At 68.5% G+C, this 15167-nt stretch carries 17 protein-coding genes; 9 read left to right on the top strand and 8 right to left on the bottom strand.

Features of this window, described 5'->3' with window-relative positions; translation table 11 throughout:
- Nucleotide 1: 1 nt before the first annotated feature.
- Together C474_RS02345 and C474_RS02340 are read left to right on the top strand one after the other, a co-directional pair.
- The gene (locus C474_RS02345; protein WP_008383562.1) at nucleotides 2–397 is read left to right on the top strand and encodes a hypothetical protein; all 396 of its coding nucleotides are present in this window, start codon (nucleotides 2–4) and stop codon (nucleotides 395–397) included.
- Between the two features lie 30 nt (nucleotides 398–427).
- Entirely contained in the window at nucleotides 428–1669 is a 1242-nt protein-coding gene (locus C474_RS02340) for an AI-2E family transporter (protein WP_008383561.1), read from the top strand.
- A 35-nt stretch (nucleotides 1670–1704) separates the two neighbouring features.
- Here C474_RS02340 and C474_RS02335 read toward each other — a convergent pair whose 3' ends face one another.
- The 3 genes from C474_RS02335 to C474_RS02325 all read right to left on the bottom strand — a co-directional run bounded on the left by C474_RS02335 (nucleotide 1705) and on the right by C474_RS02325 (nucleotide 5235).
- Nucleotides 1705–2601 carry a type 2 periplasmic-binding domain-containing protein gene (locus C474_RS02335; protein WP_008383560.1) on the bottom strand — a complete coding sequence of 299 codons (897 nt, stop codon included), beginning with the start codon at nucleotides 2599–2601 and terminating at the stop codon, nucleotides 1705–1707.
- A gap of 119 nt (nucleotides 2602–2720) precedes the next feature.
- On the bottom strand, nucleotides 2721–4334 hold the full coding sequence (locus tag C474_RS02330) for a hypothetical protein (protein WP_049916653.1): 1614 nt from the start codon (nucleotides 4332–4334) through the stop codon (nucleotides 2721–2723).
- A gap of 67 nt (nucleotides 4335–4401) precedes the next feature.
- Nucleotides 4402–5235 (bottom strand): MBL fold metallo-hydrolase, encoded by an 834-nt coding sequence (locus C474_RS02325; RefSeq protein WP_008383558.1) that lies wholly within the window; start codon nucleotides 5233–5235, stop codon nucleotides 4402–4404.
- A 538-nt stretch (nucleotides 5236–5773) separates the two neighbouring features.
- Here C474_RS02325 and C474_RS02320 point away from each other — a divergent pair.
- Nucleotides 5774–6220 (top strand): TIGR00725 family protein, encoded by a 447-nt coding sequence (locus tag C474_RS02320; RefSeq protein WP_008383557.1) that lies wholly within the window; start codon nucleotides 5774–5776, stop codon nucleotides 6218–6220.
- Between the two features lie 130 nt (nucleotides 6221–6350).
- Here C474_RS02320 and dph2 read toward each other — a convergent pair whose 3' ends face one another.
- Nucleotides 6351–7385, bottom strand: a complete 1035-nt coding sequence (gene dph2, locus C474_RS02315; protein WP_008383556.1) for a diphthamide biosynthesis enzyme Dph2 — start codon at nucleotides 7383–7385, stop codon at nucleotides 6351–6353.
- A gap of 209 nt (nucleotides 7386–7594) precedes the next feature.
- Nucleotides 7595–9148 (bottom strand): hypothetical protein, encoded by a 1554-nt coding sequence (locus tag C474_RS02310; RefSeq protein WP_008383555.1) that lies wholly within the window; start codon nucleotides 9146–9148, stop codon nucleotides 7595–7597.
- Nucleotides 9149–9269: 121 nt separating this feature from the next.
- Between C474_RS02310 and C474_RS02305 the strand changes: the two genes are divergently transcribed.
- From C474_RS02305 to C474_RS02295, 3 genes are all read left to right on the top strand, one after another.
- Nucleotides 9270–9644, top strand: coding sequence for a YlbF family regulator (locus C474_RS02305; protein ID WP_008383554.1), 375 nt, complete (start codon nucleotides 9270–9272; stop codon nucleotides 9642–9644).
- Between the two features lie 82 nt (nucleotides 9645–9726).
- Nucleotides 9727–10395 (top strand): nucleotide-binding protein, encoded by a 669-nt coding sequence (locus tag C474_RS02300; protein ID WP_008383553.1) that lies wholly within the window; start codon nucleotides 9727–9729, stop codon nucleotides 10393–10395.
- A 21-nt stretch (nucleotides 10396–10416) separates the two neighbouring features.
- The gene (locus C474_RS02295) at nucleotides 10417–11040 is read left to right on the top strand and encodes an RAD55 family ATPase (protein ID WP_008383552.1); all 624 of its coding nucleotides are present in this window, start codon (nucleotides 10417–10419) and stop codon (nucleotides 11038–11040) included.
- Nucleotides 11041–11067: 27 nt separating this feature from the next.
- Here C474_RS02295 and C474_RS02290 read toward each other — a convergent pair whose 3' ends face one another.
- Both C474_RS02290 and C474_RS02285 read right to left on the bottom strand, forming a co-directional pair.
- A complete protein-coding gene (locus C474_RS02290) occupies nucleotides 11068–11337 on the bottom strand; it encodes a hypothetical protein (protein WP_008383550.1) in 270 nt (89 codons plus the stop codon).
- Nucleotides 11338–11412: 75 nt separating this feature from the next.
- On the bottom strand, nucleotides 11413–12420 hold the full coding sequence (locus tag C474_RS02285) for an FKBP-type peptidyl-prolyl cis-trans isomerase (RefSeq protein WP_008383548.1): 1008 nt from the start codon (nucleotides 12418–12420) through the stop codon (nucleotides 11413–11415).
- 236 nt (nucleotides 12421–12656) lie between these two features.
- Between C474_RS02285 and C474_RS02280 the strand changes: the two genes are divergently transcribed.
- The 3 genes from C474_RS02280 to C474_RS02270 are packed head-to-tail and all read left to right on the top strand — an operon-like array spanning nucleotide 12657 to nucleotide 14827.
- Nucleotides 12657–13112, top strand: a complete 456-nt coding sequence (locus C474_RS02280) for a hypothetical protein (protein ID WP_239640362.1) — start codon at nucleotides 12657–12659, stop codon at nucleotides 13110–13112.
- Between the two features lie 3 nt (nucleotides 13113–13115).
- On the top strand, nucleotides 13116–14543 hold the full coding sequence (locus C474_RS02275) for a hypothetical protein (protein WP_008383544.1): 1428 nt from the start codon (nucleotides 13116–13118) through the stop codon (nucleotides 14541–14543).
- On the top strand, nucleotides 14540–14827 hold the full coding sequence (locus tag C474_RS02270; protein WP_008383542.1) for a DUF7410 domain-containing protein: 288 nt from the start codon (nucleotides 14540–14542) through the stop codon (nucleotides 14825–14827). Before C474_RS02275 ends, C474_RS02270 begins: the two co-directional genes overlap by 4 nt.
- A 45-nt stretch (nucleotides 14828–14872) precedes the next feature.
- Here C474_RS02270 and C474_RS02265 read toward each other — a convergent pair whose 3' ends face one another.
- Complete coding sequence (locus C474_RS02265; protein ID WP_008383540.1) at nucleotides 14873–15076, bottom strand: hypothetical protein; 204 nt, start codon at nucleotides 15074–15076, stop codon at nucleotides 14873–14875.
- Between the last annotated feature and the right edge of the window lie 91 nt (nucleotides 15077–15167).

Here is a 15167-nt window from a genome sequence, read left to right as displayed (position 1 = left end):
GATGCGAATACGTCGTTCGGCCGAGCCGCCGGTTTTCGGACGCGGTATCGGGATATTCGACATCTCGTTCGTCGCCGTTCGGCAGACCGGCGAGAAGGCTCGGTGGCGCCGAATCGACGCCGAGTTCCTCGTGTGGGGAGCCCTCTACTCCGACGGCCTCGGCGCCGTCGTCCCATCGGGCGGCCGCTACTGCGTTCTCGGCGATGCCAGCGCGAACGACCGCTCGGAGTACGGCATCACCTCCGAGGAGGTCCGCGCCCGGTTCGAGGCGACGGGTGAGTGGAAGATGGAGTTCGGACCGGACGGTGTTCGAGCGGCGACACAGCAGCAACCCGGCGTACTTCCTCGGACTGCGACGTCGGTGACTGGGGAGCGCCGCCGACGTATCGGGCAGTAGCTATAATCGGCAGTGGCTGAACGCGATAGTATGAACGCTGGAAGAGCGGCCGCTATCGACCGGCGGCGCGTCGGCTGGTGGCTCGTCGCAGCGGTGGTGGCCGGTATCGTCGGACTGTTCGTGTTCTCGTTCGTCGGAACGTTCGTCCTCGGACTCTTCGTGTACTACGGGGCTCGGCCCGTCAACCGACGTATCCAGCGATGGATCGACTCTCGGGGGCTGGCGGCGACGGTTACCCTCCTGTTCATCGTCGTGCCGACGCTGGCGCTGTTGGGGTACGCCGGGTTCGTCGCCCTCCGAGAACTCACGGCCACGCTCGACTCGGGAACGGTCACGCTGCTGTTGAACCACCTCCCCGGCGACCAACAGACGCTCGCGGACGTCGTCCAGAACTTCCCGCAGTTCGTTCGACAGCTCGGAGAGATATCGCAGTTCCAACAGGCTCTCGGGACGCTGGCCGGCGTACTCGGCGCGGTGACGACGGGACTACTCCATCTGACGCTGGCGCTGGCGTTCGCGTTCTTCCTCTACCGGGACGGGCACCGACTGCAGGCGTGGTACCGCGAGACGGTCGGCGGCCGCGACACCGCGGCGTACGCGTTTCTCGCGGGCATCGACGCGGACCTCGAAGTGGTCTACTTCGGTAACGTCCTCACCGTCCTCGCGGTGACGCTCGGTTCGATGGCTATCTACAACGGCTACAACTTCCTCGCTCCCGGGCCGGTCTCCCTTCCGTTCCCGACGCTGTTGGCGATTCTCACCGGACTCTCGACGTTCGTCCCCCTCGTCGTCGGAAAGTTGGTGTACGTTCCGGCGACGGCCTACCTCGCCCTGCGGGCGGTGCAGGCCGACGGGAGCCTCCTCGTCTACCCCGTCGGCTTCCTCGTCGTCGTCTTCCTCCTCCTCGACATCCTCCCGCAGTCCATCGTTCGGCCGTACATCTCGGGACAGACGATGCACGAGGGTGCGGTGCTGTTCGCGTACATCCTCGGCACGGCCCTGTTCGGCTGGTACGGGCTGTTTCTCGGTCCCCTGCTGTTGGTCGTCGTCGTCCAGTTCGCCAACTTCGTGCTGGAGGACCTCCTGTGGGGGCGTCCGTTCTCGGCGGCCCCGACGGACACGACGAATCTCGGCACCGACCCGACCGAGATGAAGGCGACCACCGCCGACGCCGCGACGGACGAGGGGCCGGCCCCGAGCGACGACTCCGCAGACGGACACGAGAGCGGGGGCGAAAGAGAGAACGCGAGCGAAGGCGACCGCGGCGTCTAGCGTCTAAGTGGGAAGAGAACGGAGAAGACGGCCGCTCAGACGACCAGTTCCGTCTCGACGTCGGGACCGGCGATGGCCCGTTCGACCCGTTCGGCTGTCTCGGTCGTTTCGGCGACGTTCTCCATCAACACCGTCTCGGAGGGAAAGAGGTGTTCGCCGAGGACGAGACCGTTCTCGCGCGCGGTCGATCCGGTCATCGTGAGGTAGACGCCGAGACCCACGTCCGCGATGGCCGCCTCCTCCTCTACGGACTCGTCGGGGTAGGCGAAGGAGACGCCGTCAAGGGGGCCGGTGCCGAGGACGGCCTCGACGAGTCGCTCGTAGCGCGGCGAGATGCAGAGCGGCCCCTCGTAGTCGGCGACGAACTCGCGGTTCAGCTCCGACCCCGGCGGCAGGAGTTCCGGTTTCGCCATCAGCGTGTGGTAGACCGTGTCTCCGAGTCCGCTCACGACGCGCACGTCGGTGTCCATCGGGTCGATGCGGGCGTTGATGTCGGCGAGGGAGCCGACGCCCTCCTCCCGCAACTGGACGACCTCTTCGAGGACGAGGTCGGCGCTGTCGAACCCGAGGCCGAACTCGTGGGTTCGGAGCGCCCGGAACGGCTCCTCGCGCCCGACGAGTTGGACGGCGACGCCGTCGACGTCGAACGTGACGCTGTCGAAGACGATGCGACGGGGCATCCCCTCCCGGTCGTCGCGGAGGAGCGTGTACTCCGGGATCGCGGGGTCCGAGAGGTCGGAGTAGGCCGCGAGTCGCTCGTACACGTCGCGGTCGGGATGCGCTTTCCCCTTGGTGACCGCCTTCTCGTGCCGGAGCGTCGAGGTGATGTCGTCTGCGACCTGCGCCGCGTCGGCGCTCGCGGCGAACCGGTCGAGCACGGCTTCGAGCGGTCGCCCCTTGCGCGGAACGGCGACGCGCACCGTCTCTGTCATTGTGGGGTGCACGGGGAGGGCGACTAAACAGGTTGCGCTTCGACGCGGTACTGCCGTCGTTCGACCGCGTACGGTGCGAGCGCGGATCGGCGACCGCGAGAAAGGGAGCGTCCGGGCGCTTACTCGCCGGACCCGAACGCGTCGTTCAACCGCTCGCGGAACGCCATCAGCACCTCGATGTCGTCCTCGATGCTGTCGACGCGGGATTTCACCTCGTCCAGTTCTTCGAGTTCCGAACGCAAGTCGTCGATATCGCCCTCCAGCGACTCGCGCGCGGAGACCACGTCTCCGTCGAGTTCGGCGATGTCCTCGCGCACGTCGCCGAGTTCCTCGTCCAGTCCGGCCGTCGCGGAGGCGGTCTGGCTCAGGTCGTCCGACAGTTCCTCGACATCGGCGTGGACCGTCTCCATCTCCTCGTCCAGCGTCGCGCTCAGTTCCTCGACGCCCGCGACGGCCTCGGTCGCCCGGTCGTCGACGTCCGAGAGGCGCGAAGCGGCGTCCTCGACGCGTTGGTCGAGAGCCGAGACGTCGCCTTCGAGGGTCGAGACGCCCTCGCGGATGTCGTCGCGGTCGGCGTCGGCCGCGGTCACCTCGGCGTCGAGGGCGGTGAGATTATCGCTGAACGTGTCTATCTCCTCGTTCAGCGCCTCCACTTCGCGCCGCAGGCCGTCGACGAGGTCCTGACCGGTGCCCTCCTCGTCGATGAACTCCGCGAGCGCGTCGCTGTACGCCTGCAGGTCGTCCATCTGGGCCTGAAGCCGGTGGATGCGGACGTCGGCGCTGCGCGGCAGGCCGAAGTCGAGTTCCGAGCGGAGGAGGTCGAGGTCCTCGTCGGACACCTCGCCCGCCCGCAGTTCGGCCGCCAGACCGGCCGCGAACGACCCCGACGCCGCGCCACCGGAGGGGGCCGTCGCGTCAGCATCGATGTCCTCGGCCGCTTCCTCACCCACCGACGCCTCGAGGTCGACGTAGTCGTCGGCCGCTTCGTCGTCGACCGTCTCGTCCGCCGTATCCGCGGGCGTCTCGACCGCAACGTCGACCTCGGGGTTCGACACGCGCGTTATCGCGGGCGTCGATTCGGCGGTGAGTTCCCGCGGGGCGACGCCGGCGGCCGCGGGGTCAGCCATTTCCTCCTCTCGTTCATCGAGGGCCGCCTCCACGTCCGAAGCGGAGGCCGACGCGGACGCCGTCGACTCGGCCTCCGGAACCCCGCTTTCGGCGTCGCTGACAGTGGCTTCGACGGTCTCTCGGTCCTCCTCGTCGGCGAGACTCCCGTGCCCCTGAAGGGCGTCGCGGACGAGTTGGCTTCGGTCCTCGCCGAGGATGTCCTCGACGCCGCCGTCGCCCGGTTCCTCGCCCTCCTCGGGGACGGGCGGTCGTTCGAGGACGGGGTCGACGAGGAACGCCTCGGCCTCGCTCAGTTCGTCGAGTCGGACGCCGTAGACGGTGATCACCTCCTCGTTCGGTTCGAGCGTTCGCTCGTACTCGACGCGGTGGTCTTTGTACGCCGCCCAGTTGTCGCTCTCGTACTCCGGGTGGAACCCGACGCCCTCCATCGGGAACTCTTCGGGAATCTGATCGACGATACGGATATGCTCGGACTCCTCGCTGTTCGAGGTGATTCGGAACTTGATGGCGGGTACCGGGAACTCGTCGGCGACGAATGACTTCTCCACCTGCACGTCTCCATTGGAGACGGACACCGGTTCCCCCACATCGGACTCACGACTCATGACCCCTCCTACCAGAAGAGATGACATAAAACAACCGGGGAAAATATGAGATCTGAGAAAGGGAGTGCTACAGGTCCACGCGGTCGCCTATCTCCACGATATCGAGCCGTTCGGGGTGGTCGTAGCTCTTCGCGTGGTGGTGGAGCACGGTCGGGTCGGCGGTCAGGCCCTTCCACATGTCCCAGTGAGTCGGAACGAGACGGTCGAACTGCAGGTCGGAAGCGGCCTTCACCACCTCGTTCTCCGTGGAGTACCACTTCGTCCGCTGAGGCTCGCCCGTCTCCTTGTCGTCGATGTTACCGACCGCGCCGAAGGCGAGGACGCCGACGTCGATGTCGTACGCCTCGGCGAGTTCGTCGAAGTCCTCGTGCGGTTTGGTGTCGCCGCCGTGGAAGAACGTCCCCGACTCGTGCTCGATGACGTAGGAGACGGGGTGCGTTGAGTCGGGGTCGTGGGAGAACTCGACGTGAATCGTGAACTCTCCGACCTCGAAAGTGTCGTCCTCCGCGACCTCGGTGAACTGCTCCTCCGAGAGGTCGTACTCGTCCAACCACGCCTCGTCCTCGAACGCCACGTCCAGGGAGTCGTCCGGCGCGTAGTACTGCGCGCCGGTCGATTCGAGGATGGGCGCCTGACTCGGCCCGTGGACATGGTCGGTGTGCTCGTGGGTCGCGAGGACCGCGTCCATCTCCTCGACGTCGTCGGGGTCGAACGGCACCGGAATCATGCGGACGGTCCGCGGCGGGTCGCCCAGGCCGACGTACGGGTCGATGGCGACGGTCGTCCCCTCGCTGCCCTTCAGGAAGAAGCCGTTGCAGCCGAGATACCAGGCGGCGACGGTGTCCGGCGACGCCGCCTCGACGGCGCGCGGGACCCAATCGCCCCAGTCGCTGACGCTCATGCCCGTGCGTGCGTCCGGGCGGGGACTAAGTGTTGCGGACCCCGGCGAACCAAACTATGTAGGGGTGCGGATTCATACTCCCGAGGTACGAAACAAAGACGAACGCTTCGGGCCGCCGACCCGATGGCCGTGACTCGCTTGCCCCTCGTTTCGCGCGTTGGGGGGAGGCGTAACCCTCACGAAAGAAAACAACGAACGTACCGATTAGGTACTATATAACCTACATACGAATAGGGAATCTACTCACTGCTACACGTTAGCGAACTAATATCCGGCATAAGCTATATATCATCCACCGGCGTTTGATAGTACGTTATGTCAGTTCATCGCAGACAGACGGCCGACTTCTCGCAGATGGACGAGACGATGCGCCTGCTCGGAAGTTGGGAGCCGGAACCTCCGGCCTCCGACTTGGACTGAACCCGCACGGCGCGCCGCCCGTCCCCCACAGTCGAATCAACCGCCCTCGACGACGACCGATTTCTCGGTCCGTTTTCACGGACGAAACGCGTACCAGCGACGGCCACGACCAAACAGTATGCGAGTCAGTATCATCGGCGGCGGCACGGTCGGAGAGGAGACCAGAGAGACGGCCGCCGACACCGGCCGCCTCGTCGCCCAACAGGGTCACACCGTCGTCTGCGGCGGCCTCGGCGGCGTGATGGAGGCGGCCTGCCGCGGCGCGAAGGAAGTCGGCGGCGACACCGTCGGCATCCTCCCCACGGAGCGACGCGCGGACGCGAACGAGTACGTCGACGTCCCCGTCGCCACGGGCCTCGGTCACGCGCGGAACGGACTCGTCGTCATGAACGGCGATGCCGTTATCGCCATCGACGGCGCGGACGGGACGCTCACGGAGGTGGGTTTCTCGCTCGTGTTCGACCGCCCAATCGCCGGATTAGACACGCACGACGTGCCGGGCGTGAAAGCGTGCGAGACGCCCGAGGAGGCGGTTCGATACGTCGAATCGGAGTTAGGCGTCTGAGAACGCGAGTTAGGAGTCCGATACCGGCCGTCGCGTCGTGCTTTACGTCGGAGAGTTGGACGAACGTCACGTTCGGAAGCAACGGAGAGAAGAAACGAAAGAGAGACGGCGGACGACGGGGAGGAACCGCCTACCAGGTGCCGTGGAACGTGTCGAACTCCAGCGAGTCGAGCGGTTTGTCGCCGACGGCGATGCGGTACTCGCCCGGCGTCAGCATCGGCTTGTGGAAGCGCGGGCCGTCGTCGGTGGTGATTCGCGGACAGCCCGTGTTGACGAACGCGTCCATGTCGAAGTTTCGGAGGCGGTCGGGCGTCACTTCGTCCATCGTGATGAGGTAGGCGTTCGGGTTGTCCTCGATGATCTTCTCGGCTATCTCCATTCGACCCTGTCCGATCTTCGTACAGAAGATGACGCCCCACTTCTCGGCGTCCATCGCCTTGTGGACGGAGGCGTAGCGCTGTTTCATGAACTGCTCCGTGTCGGCTATCTTCACGACGTTGTTGACGGGGTCGGCGATGACGACGGTCTTGTCGGGGTGCTCCATCGCCAATCCGAGCGGGTGGAACTTCCCGCCGCCGACGTACAGCACCTGGTCGGCGTCGATGTCGGCGGAGGCGTAGTTGCAGCCCAACACCTGACCCTCGTACGTCAGGCGGTCGTCGCCGCGGCGGGTGTGGACGTCGTAGCCGCGCTCTTCGAGCCAGTCGGCCATGTCCTCGAAGCGGTTCATGTGCTGGGCGGTCGTCACGAGACCGACCTCCTCGCCGTCGAGTTCCTCGAGGGAGTCCTCCAGGATGGGCATCGGGTCGACGTTCGAGAACAGCGGCACATAGATGATCTTGTCCGACTCCTTCATCGGCGAGTGGCCGAAGTGGACGAACACGTCCGTCCGTCGCATCAGGTAGGTGTCGAGGTCGCAGGCGCCGTAACAGGGCTGTCCCGACAGCATGAACGTCACGTCGTCGCCGCACAGTTCGCGCAGGTCGTCGGCGACGGCCGGACCGCGGCGCTTCAGTCCCTCGGGGAACTGGAGGCCGACACGGTTCGCGTCCCGTTCTTCGACTTCCTCAACGATGCGTTCGAGTTCGTAGTCCCACTCCCGGTCGTGCCGCAGCGACATCCCGGTGTTTCTGAGGTCCCCCTCGGTGGTCGCGTCTTGACTCATTGCACCTCTCTTGCCAGTCGGGAGGGATAACGTCGGCGGTTGCTGACCCCTCGGTTTCCGGCGGGAGAGGTCTGTGAGCCGCTCGCACCCTCCCGCGACGGCGTACTCGCCGCGAGTCGTATCCCGTCTCGTCCGCAGAGAAACTCGAACGGACCGTCGACCGACCGCCGAGGGACGTACGTCGGCCGGGACGTGAGGGACGGGTGACTCTACGGGAACTGCGGGGCGTCGCTCGGCGTAAAGCGGTAGCGTCGGTCGCTCGCAAAGCGGGGCGCAGTCGCGTTCGACCCGGTGGTCGTCGTCGGTGCGCGGGCGTCGTCCGCGCGGGTGGCGGTTCCGGTCCGGTTCACGGGCGTCCGGTCGGGCGTCGACATCGGGGGCGGCGATTCGGACTCCGTCGCGCCCCGAGCGCGTTCGTACCACGGCGGTGGCGAGAGTTCGACGGCGTCGACGCCCGAGTACGACAGGTGGTACCGCACTTTCCGGGTCTCTCCGCCGTCGGTGACGGCGTACGAGACGGTGAGCGTCCGGACGAATCCGTCGGGGTCGACCCGCGCCTCGGCGCGGTAGTTACTGACGTTCTCGGGGTCCGCGAACGCCTCCGGTGTCCCCGTGGCGACGACGTGGTACGGTGCGTCCGGTTCCGACTCCGCCTCGCGCGCGACGGACGTCCGGGTGGCGTTCAGGTATCGCTCGACGGCGGCGGCGGTACGTCGCTCGAACGGGCCGTGGCCGTTCCCATCGAGGCGAACGGGGAAGCGGGAGACGCTCCCGTCCCCCCGTTCGTTGCGGACGTAGGTGTACTGCCCGTCCGCGTACGCGGTGTAGTGGACCAGTCCGTCGCCGTCGCCGGCGGCGGTACCGTCGCCTCCGGCGGTCTCGGTCGGGTCGTCGGGTCCGCTCGCCCCGCCGGAGGCGTTCGCGCCGGCGTCGCGCTCCTCGCCGCGGACGGATCCGGTGACGATGTAGCGGAACCGTCGCGGGCTCTCGACGGCCGCCTCCTTCCAGACGTCGCCCCAGACCTCTCCCTCCCAGTTCTCGGTGCCCGACTCGCTGACGACGAGGCGGTAGGACCGGCCGACGACGGCGTCGGCGTGGGCGGCCGCGAGCCGTTCGGGATTCGTCACGCCCGTCGGGGCGATTCCCGGGGGGAACGACTCGGCCTCGGTCCGGGCGGTCGCCGAGTCCGTGCTCCCGTCCCCCGAATCCGGTTGCGACCCGGCGGCGTCGTCCGTCGGGGAGAGCGCGAGACCGAACGGGCCGAACAGCACCGCGACGGCGAGCACGGCGAGAACGACGGCGATGACGCCGACGCCGAGGGAATCGCCGACTCGTCCGAGCGCGGCGTGGCGGTCGAGCGAGTCGTCGGGATCCCGCGCATCGACGACGGGTGAGGCGTCGAAGTGCTCCCGAAAGAGGCGCTCGGCGTCTCGGCGGTCGAGGCCGTACAACGCGATATTGCGGAGTTCCGCGGGACCGACGACGGACGCGTCCGTTCGCGCGGCGCGGCGCAGAAGCGCGGGCGTGGGTCTCGCCGCGACCACGACGTCGGCGTCGGGAGCGACGCTCGGTCGGCGAAGCCGTCGTCGACCGGAGACGGGCGAAAGCACCCGGTCGCCGTCGCCGAGGACGACCGCCCCGTCGTCGCGGACGGCGACCGATTCCCCCCGGTCGGCGTACAGGTCGGCGACGAACGCCGTCAGCGCGTCCCCGTCGAGCCGGCGGAGCCACCCGGCGAACTCGTCGGGCGTGACGACTGGCATATGATACCGTACCACTCGGAGAGTGACGACTCTTTCCCTCCGATGTTCCGGCGGGAGAGCGGCCGCGACCGACCACCGCCGCCTCCGGCAGGTTCAAACGAATCGACTCCCAACTCGGAGTATGAGCATCCAGACGGAGCGACTCGAGGACCTGGGGCGCGAACTCGGCGACGCGATAGCCGAAACGGCCGAGTACGAGGCGTTCGAGGAGGCGAAGGCCGCCGTCGAGGACGACGAGGAACTGCAGGCGGAGATACGCGAGTTCCAGCAGCGCCGCGAGGAGTTCATGCTCGCCCGACAGCGCGGCGAGGCGACGCAGGAGCGACTGGAGGAGGTTCAGACCGCACAGAACGAACTGCACTCGAAGGACAAGATGGCGGCGTACCTGGAGGCCCAGGAGACGTTGCAGGAGCGGCTCGAAGACGTGAACCGCGCCATCTCCGACCCCCTCGCCGTCGACTTCGGCGGCGAGGCCGGCGGTTGCTGTCAGGACTGAGTTGCGATTGATGCGGGTTGGTCGGTTCCGACTCGCGCCCACCGACCTCGGCTTTTTCTCCGATGAGGCGGCCAGTCGCCCCATGCTCGCGATAGCCGGCGGTAAGGGCGGATGCGGGAAGACCACGACGGCGCTCGGACTGGCCGTCGCGCTCAACGGTCCGACCGTCGTCGTCGACGCCGACGCCGACATGCCGAACCTCCACGCGATGGCGGACGTCCCCCGCGACCCGCCGTCGGGGCCGGACCCGGACCCGGACTCCGACCGCGACTCGGACCGCCTCGGCCACCGCCACCCCGACCACGACGACGTGACGGTCCGTCCGGCGCCGACGGGCGCGTCGGGTTCGGGGAGACGGGCGGGCGACCGGACCGCCGCGCGTCTCGACCGGATTCGCGAAGCCGCGCCGAGCGAGGGGGCGGTGCTCGTCGACTGCCCCGCCGGCGCGGGACCGGACGCCGCCGCGCCGGTGCGCGTGGCGGACGGCGTCCTCCTCGTCGCGTCCGCGTGCGCCCCCTCCCTGCGCGACGCGGTGAAGACGGGAGCGACGGCCCGATCGCTCGGAACGCCCGTCGTCGGCGCCGTCCTCACGCGGTCGCGGCTAGCGCCCAGCGGCGTCGAGTCGCTGCTGGGGTGCCCCCTCCTGGGCGTCGTCCCGCCCGTCGACCCGCCCGTACTCGACGCCGCGCGCGTCGGGAGTGCGTACCGGGACGTGGCAGCGGATCTACAGCATCGTAAAGAGCTATTATAGCGGACTGTCTGTGTACGTGTCGTGTCTGATCGACTGACGACCGGTATCACGGTCCTCGACCGCGAACTCGGCGGCGGCATCCCGGCGGGGAGCATCGTCGCCCTGTTGGCCGACCCGGCCAGTCAGTCCGAACTGTTCCTCTACGAACTCACCGCCGTCCGCGGGACCCTGTATCTGACGACCGTCCGCTCGGATCAGGCGGTCGAAGACGCCATCGCGCGGACCCGGACGCGCACCGGGTCGCCCACCGTCCGGGACGTGGGCGGGGAGGCGCCGTTGGACGTGGCGAACAAACTCGTCCGCGACTTGCCCGAGGGCGCGAACCTCATCGTGGACATCGTCGACGTGTTGGAGTCGAACGACCCCGTCCGCTACCGGGCGTTCCTGAACGGCCTCCAGACGCACATGGTGAACACCGGCGGTCTCGCCGTCCTCCACGGGATGAAGGGCGGCGAACCGGCGAACCGGCGGTACACCGAGCACATGGCCGACGTGGTGTTCGACCTGCGGACGACCGTCGACGGCGCGGAGATAGAGAACCGCCTCGCCGTCCCCAAGTTCCGCGGCGGCCGCGCGCCCGAGGAGACCATCAAACTCCGCCTCAGCGATCAGGTGGCCGTCGACACGAGTCGCGACATCGCCTGAATCGGGGAGTTGTGACCGTACGGACGTTCACACCGCGTAGTACAGCAGCGTCAGAACCGTCACCGCGAGCGTCAGCGCCGACCAGTTGCGGACGGTGTCGAGTGCGCCGAAGTCCACGCGCCGGGTGAAGACGTACGCGAAGTAGGGGAGCAGGGGCACGAGGCGAACGAGAAAGGAGACGTCGCGGTCCAGACCGAACTGGAGGAGCAGCGTCAACCCGACCGTACACCCGGCGGCGACGGCGGCCAGTTTCAGGTCGTCGGTGGGGGCGAGCGTCGGGGGTGACTCCTCGGACATGGCTCTCGGTCTCTCTGCGCGGGTGTCCCAAAAGAAAGCGCTGGTCCGGAGTCGGGTCGGCCCCGAAAGTCGCGTCTACTCCTCGTCGGCGTCCGCCTCGACGTCGAGGTCGCCCTCTTCGAGTTCCTCAACGAGTTCGTCCGCGTCGACGTCGACGTCCTCGATGGCGTCCTCGATGTCCTCGGCGTCGGCGCCGCCGCCCATGCCGCCCATCATACCGCCCATGCCGCCCATCATGCCGCCCATCCCGTCGATGGTCTCCTGCACGATGACGCGGTCGAGGTCGAGGCGGTCCATGAGGTCCTGTGCGATCTGCTGCTTCGAGAACATCCACTGCTGATTCATCGTCATCTGCTGGGTGGCCTCGATGTACAGCGTCTCCTTCTCGACGGAGACGGTCTCCGTCTCGGGTTCGCCCTCCTCGTCTCCGTCGTCGGACTCGACGGCCTGCTCTTCTTCCTCCTCGTCGGTCTGGATCCACACCTCGGGGACCTGCTGGAGGTACATGCCGAGGAGGCCCTCGGCCTGCTCCTCGCGGTCGTCGACGAGTTCGAGGATCTCGTACTCGTACTCGAGGTCCTCGCCGGCGAGGGGGTGGTTGAAGTTGACGCGGGCGCGGCCGCCGATGATGGTCTCGACGCGGCCCTGGTCGCCGTCGACCTGCACCTGCGCGCCGGGGTAGCGGTCGTCCTCGTCGATCTTGTTCGCGCTGATCGTCCGCACCTCGTCGTCGTCGAACTCGCCGAACGCCTCGACGGACGGAATCTCGACGGTGTCCGTGTCGCCGACTTCGGCGCCGATGAGTGCCTCGTCGACCGACTCGAAGATGTGGCCCGCGCCGACGATGATGACGCGGGGTTCGAAGTCGTACTCGTCGGTGTCTATCTCGGCCTCTTCGGCCACTTCCTGGTCGGTCGTGTCGACGACGGTGTCGTCCTCGACCGTTCGGACCGTGTAGGCGAGGCGGACGAAGTCGCCGTCCTGAATCCCGCCCTCGCTCTCTTCCTCGGCGACCTCTTCTTCGACATCTTCCGCTGCATCGGCCTCCGCCTCGGCGGCCTCCGCCTGCTGTTCGTCACTCATACCCGCAACAATACCCGTGCGACCCTTAAGAATCACGTTTCGTCGATGGCCGAAACGGACCGCTCACGACCGCAGTACGGACTCGTCGGGCCGCGGCGACCACCGCTCGCTCTCTCCCCCGCGCGCCCGAAGGACCGCCGCGTCGCCCGTCTCCCGTCGTCTCCTCGGACCCCGCCGACCGGACGGTCGGGGAAGCGAACGTTTATGCCCGATACTGTAATCATTGTTAATGATAGGTGAGTGTTGGCATGACACAGGAAACGCTGTTCGTCGGTCTCCTCTTCGGAGTCGCCCTCGTGGCCGCCGTCGTCCTCACCGGTCGGGGGCGGCGGGAGCACTCGGTCGTCGGCGGGTGGACGACGCGGGGCGGGACGCGGCCGTCGGCGCTGTCCCGGACCGCCGATAGCCCCGCAGTGTGGACTACGGCGTTCGTCGCCGTCGCGTTGGCGTTCGGCGGGGCCGCCGTCCTGTTCGCCGCCGGCGAGGACATCCCGACCGAACTGGCCGCCGCCGGCGGGGCGTTCCTCCTCGTCGCCGCGGTGCTCGTCTTCGGCCTCTACGTCTTCTACGGTACGTTCGTCTCCGCGCGCGGGCACGGCCTGAAGGACGCGCAGGCCGCCCTGCTGGGGGTGTGGGCGCTCGGGTCGCTGTTCGTCCTCGCCGTCGTCCTCAAACTGCTCGGCGCGTTCTGACCCGTGACTCCGCCCCCCGCCCGCGTTCGGTCCGCCCGCCTCGCGTCACTCGCCGTCGCCGCCGTCCTCGCAGCGACGCTGTGCTCCCGGCCGGCGCTCGCGCACGCGGGGTCGCTGGCCGGGTCGCTCCGCTCCGCGCCCGTCCCGTTCTGGCTGGTCGTCCTCTCGGGCGGCGGCGTCGTCGGCGTCTCCTTTCTCTTCTCCAGTTTCGTCACCGACGCGGCCGCGCTGGACGCGTTCGCTCGCCCTCGCCGCCTTCGGTCCCGCCGCCGACTCCGCGCGGCCGCCGAACGGGGCCGCCGACTCCTCGGGTGGACGGGCGTCGCCGTCCTCGTGCTCGTCGTGTGGGCGGGGCTGACCGGGCCGACGGCCCCGCTCGCGAACTTCGCCGTCCTCGTCGTCTGGGTCGGCTGGTGGGCCGGGTTCACGATGTTCACCTACCTCGTCGTCGACGCGTGGCCGGCCGTGAACCCGTGGCGGACGCTCGCGCGCGCCGTCCGTCGAATCACCGCCGAGGGGGCGCCCCGCGATGCATCCGCCCGACTCCCCGCCCGCCTCGGCGCGTGGCCGAGCGTCCTGGGCCTCCTCGTTCTCGTCTGGGTCGAGGTGGAGAGCCCCGTCGCCTCGGACCCGCGCGTCCTCGCCGCGGCCGTCGTCGCGTACACCGCCGTCACCGTCGCCGGGGCGGCGCGGTACGGGTCCGCGTGGTTCGAGCGCGTCGACCCCGTCTCGCGCGTCTTCCGCCTCTACGGGCTGCTCGCGCCCGTCCGCCGGACCGACGACGGCGTCGCCGTCTCGGTGCCGGGGTCCTCGCTCGTCCGCTATCCGGAGGCGATGGCCGAGGACGACGCGGCGTTCGTCGTCGCCCTGCTCTGGGTGACGACGTACGACGGCCTCGTCGCCACCGTCGCGTGGCGCGGCGCCCGCGAGTGGGCGGCGGGCGTCGGAGCGCCCGGATGGCTCCTCGGCCTCGCCCTCGCGTTCGCGGGGTTCGCCTGCTTCCTCGCCGTCTACCGCCTCGCGGCCCGCCTCGCCCGCCGGACTGCGGACACCTACGTCACCGCGCGGTTCGTCGCCGGATGGTTCGCACCCGCGCTCGTCCCCATCGCCGCCGGCTACCACCTCGCGCACTTTCTCGGCTACTTCCTCGGTCTGTTCCCGGCGTTCGTCGCTGTCGTCTCGACACCCCTCTCGCCGCCCGCGGCCGTGCCCGTCCTCGTCCTCCCGTCGTGGTTCGGCGCGGTCCAGTTGGCCGTCGTCGTCGGGGGACACCTCGTCGCCGTCTGGGTGGCGCACGCGCGGTCGTTCGACGTGTTCCCCGGTCGACTCCAACCGCTCCGGAGCCAGTACCCGTTCGTCGCCGTCACCGTGCTGTACACCGTGATCAGCCTCTGGGTCGTCGCGCAACCCGTCGCGGAGGCGATACGATGAAAGAAGACGTTCGCCCCGAGACAGCGGTTCCCGACGGGGAAGCGCCCCCGGCGACGTGTCCGTACTGCGGCCGCCCGTTCCGAACGATGCGGCTCCGGGTCCTCCACGTCGGCGAGGCGCACGCGGCGCGGCGGACGGACGCCGAGCGGGCGGCCCACGAGTCGGCGGTGGCGGCGGAGGAGGACGACCTCTTCCTCTATCACCTGAAGGTGGTCGCGGCGCTCGGGAGCGTCTACGCCGCGTTCGTCATCCTCGGCATCATCGGGTTCAGCATCGCCGGGTGAACCGCCCGCGCCGCGGGAGCGAGGAGGCGAGAAGCGGGAGGGCGCTCAGTGCCCCGCTTCGTCCGACTCCTCCGGGTCCGGGAGGCGGGCGACGTGCGCGGTGAGGATACCGACCCCCGCGAGGGCGACGACGCCCCCGGCCGGAACGAGCGTGGTCGTCATACCGGCGTACTCGCCGTACAGAAGCGCGACCAGTCCGACGACGAGTGCCGCCGTCGCGGCGCCGAGTACGAACAGCTCTCCGTTCATGTGATTTGTGTTGTCACGGACCGTGTTAAATACTAGCTCTCCGACGGCGGTGGAACGAAGTTCGCTCCGTCGAAACCGGCGGAGGAACGGA

Origin of the sequence: Halogeometricum pallidum JCM 14848, from assembly GCF_000337095.1 — an archaeon.
Lineage (GTDB): Archaea > Halobacteriota > Halobacteria > Halobacteriales > Haloferacaceae > Halogeometricum > Halogeometricum pallidum.
The sequence above is the reverse complement of the archived record's forward strand: the minus strand, read 5'-3'. Positions and strand labels throughout refer to the sequence as shown.

Bases quoted from the DNA above. Each gene is read 5' to 3' on its own strand.
- C474_RS02290 (WP_008383550.1), bottom strand. From the start codon at position 11,337: ATGTCCGAGGAGTCACCCCCGACGCTCGCCCCCACCGACGACCTGAAA.
- C474_RS02265 (WP_008383540.1), bottom strand. From the start codon at position 15,076: ATGAACGGAGAGCTGTTCGTACTCGGCGCCGCGACGGCGGCACTCGTC.
- C474_RS02340 (WP_008383561.1), top strand. From the start codon at position 428: ATGAACGCTGGAAGAGCGGCCGCTATCGACCGGCGGCGCGTCGGCTGG.
- C474_RS02320 (WP_008383557.1), top strand. From the start codon at position 5,774: ATGCGAGTCAGTATCATCGGCGGCGGCACGGTCGGAGAGGAGACCAGA.
- C474_RS02345 (WP_008383562.1), top strand. From the start codon at position 2: ATGCGAATACGTCGTTCGGCCGAGCCGCCGGTTTTCGGACGCGGTATC.
- C474_RS02330 (WP_049916653.1), bottom strand. From the start codon at position 4,334: ATGAGTCGTGAGTCCGATGTGGGGGAACCGGTGTCCGTCTCCAATGGA.
- C474_RS02335 (WP_008383560.1), bottom strand. From the start codon at position 2,601: ATGACAGAGACGGTGCGCGTCGCCGTTCCGCGCAAGGGGCGACCGCTC.
- C474_RS02305 (WP_008383554.1), top strand. From the start codon at position 9,270: ATGAGCATCCAGACGGAGCGACTCGAGGACCTGGGGCGCGAACTCGGC.
- C474_RS02270 (WP_008383542.1), top strand. From the start codon at position 14,540: ATGAAAGAAGACGTTCGCCCCGAGACAGCGGTTCCCGACGGGGAAGCG.
- dph2 (WP_008383556.1), bottom strand. From the start codon at position 7,385: ATGAGTCAAGACGCGACCACCGAGGGGGACCTCAGAAACACCGGGATG.
- C474_RS02285 (WP_008383548.1), bottom strand. From the start codon at position 12,420: ATGAGTGACGAACAGCAGGCGGAGGCCGCCGAGGCGGAGGCCGATGCA.
- C474_RS02325 (WP_008383558.1), bottom strand. From the start codon at position 5,235: ATGAGCGTCAGCGACTGGGGCGATTGGGTCCCGCGCGCCGTCGAGGCG.
- C474_RS02300 (WP_008383553.1), top strand. From the start codon at position 9,727: ATGCTCGCGATAGCCGGCGGTAAGGGCGGATGCGGGAAGACCACGACG.
- C474_RS02310 (WP_008383555.1), bottom strand. From the start codon at position 9,148: ATGCCAGTCGTCACGCCCGACGAGTTCGCCGGGTGGCTCCGCCGGCTC.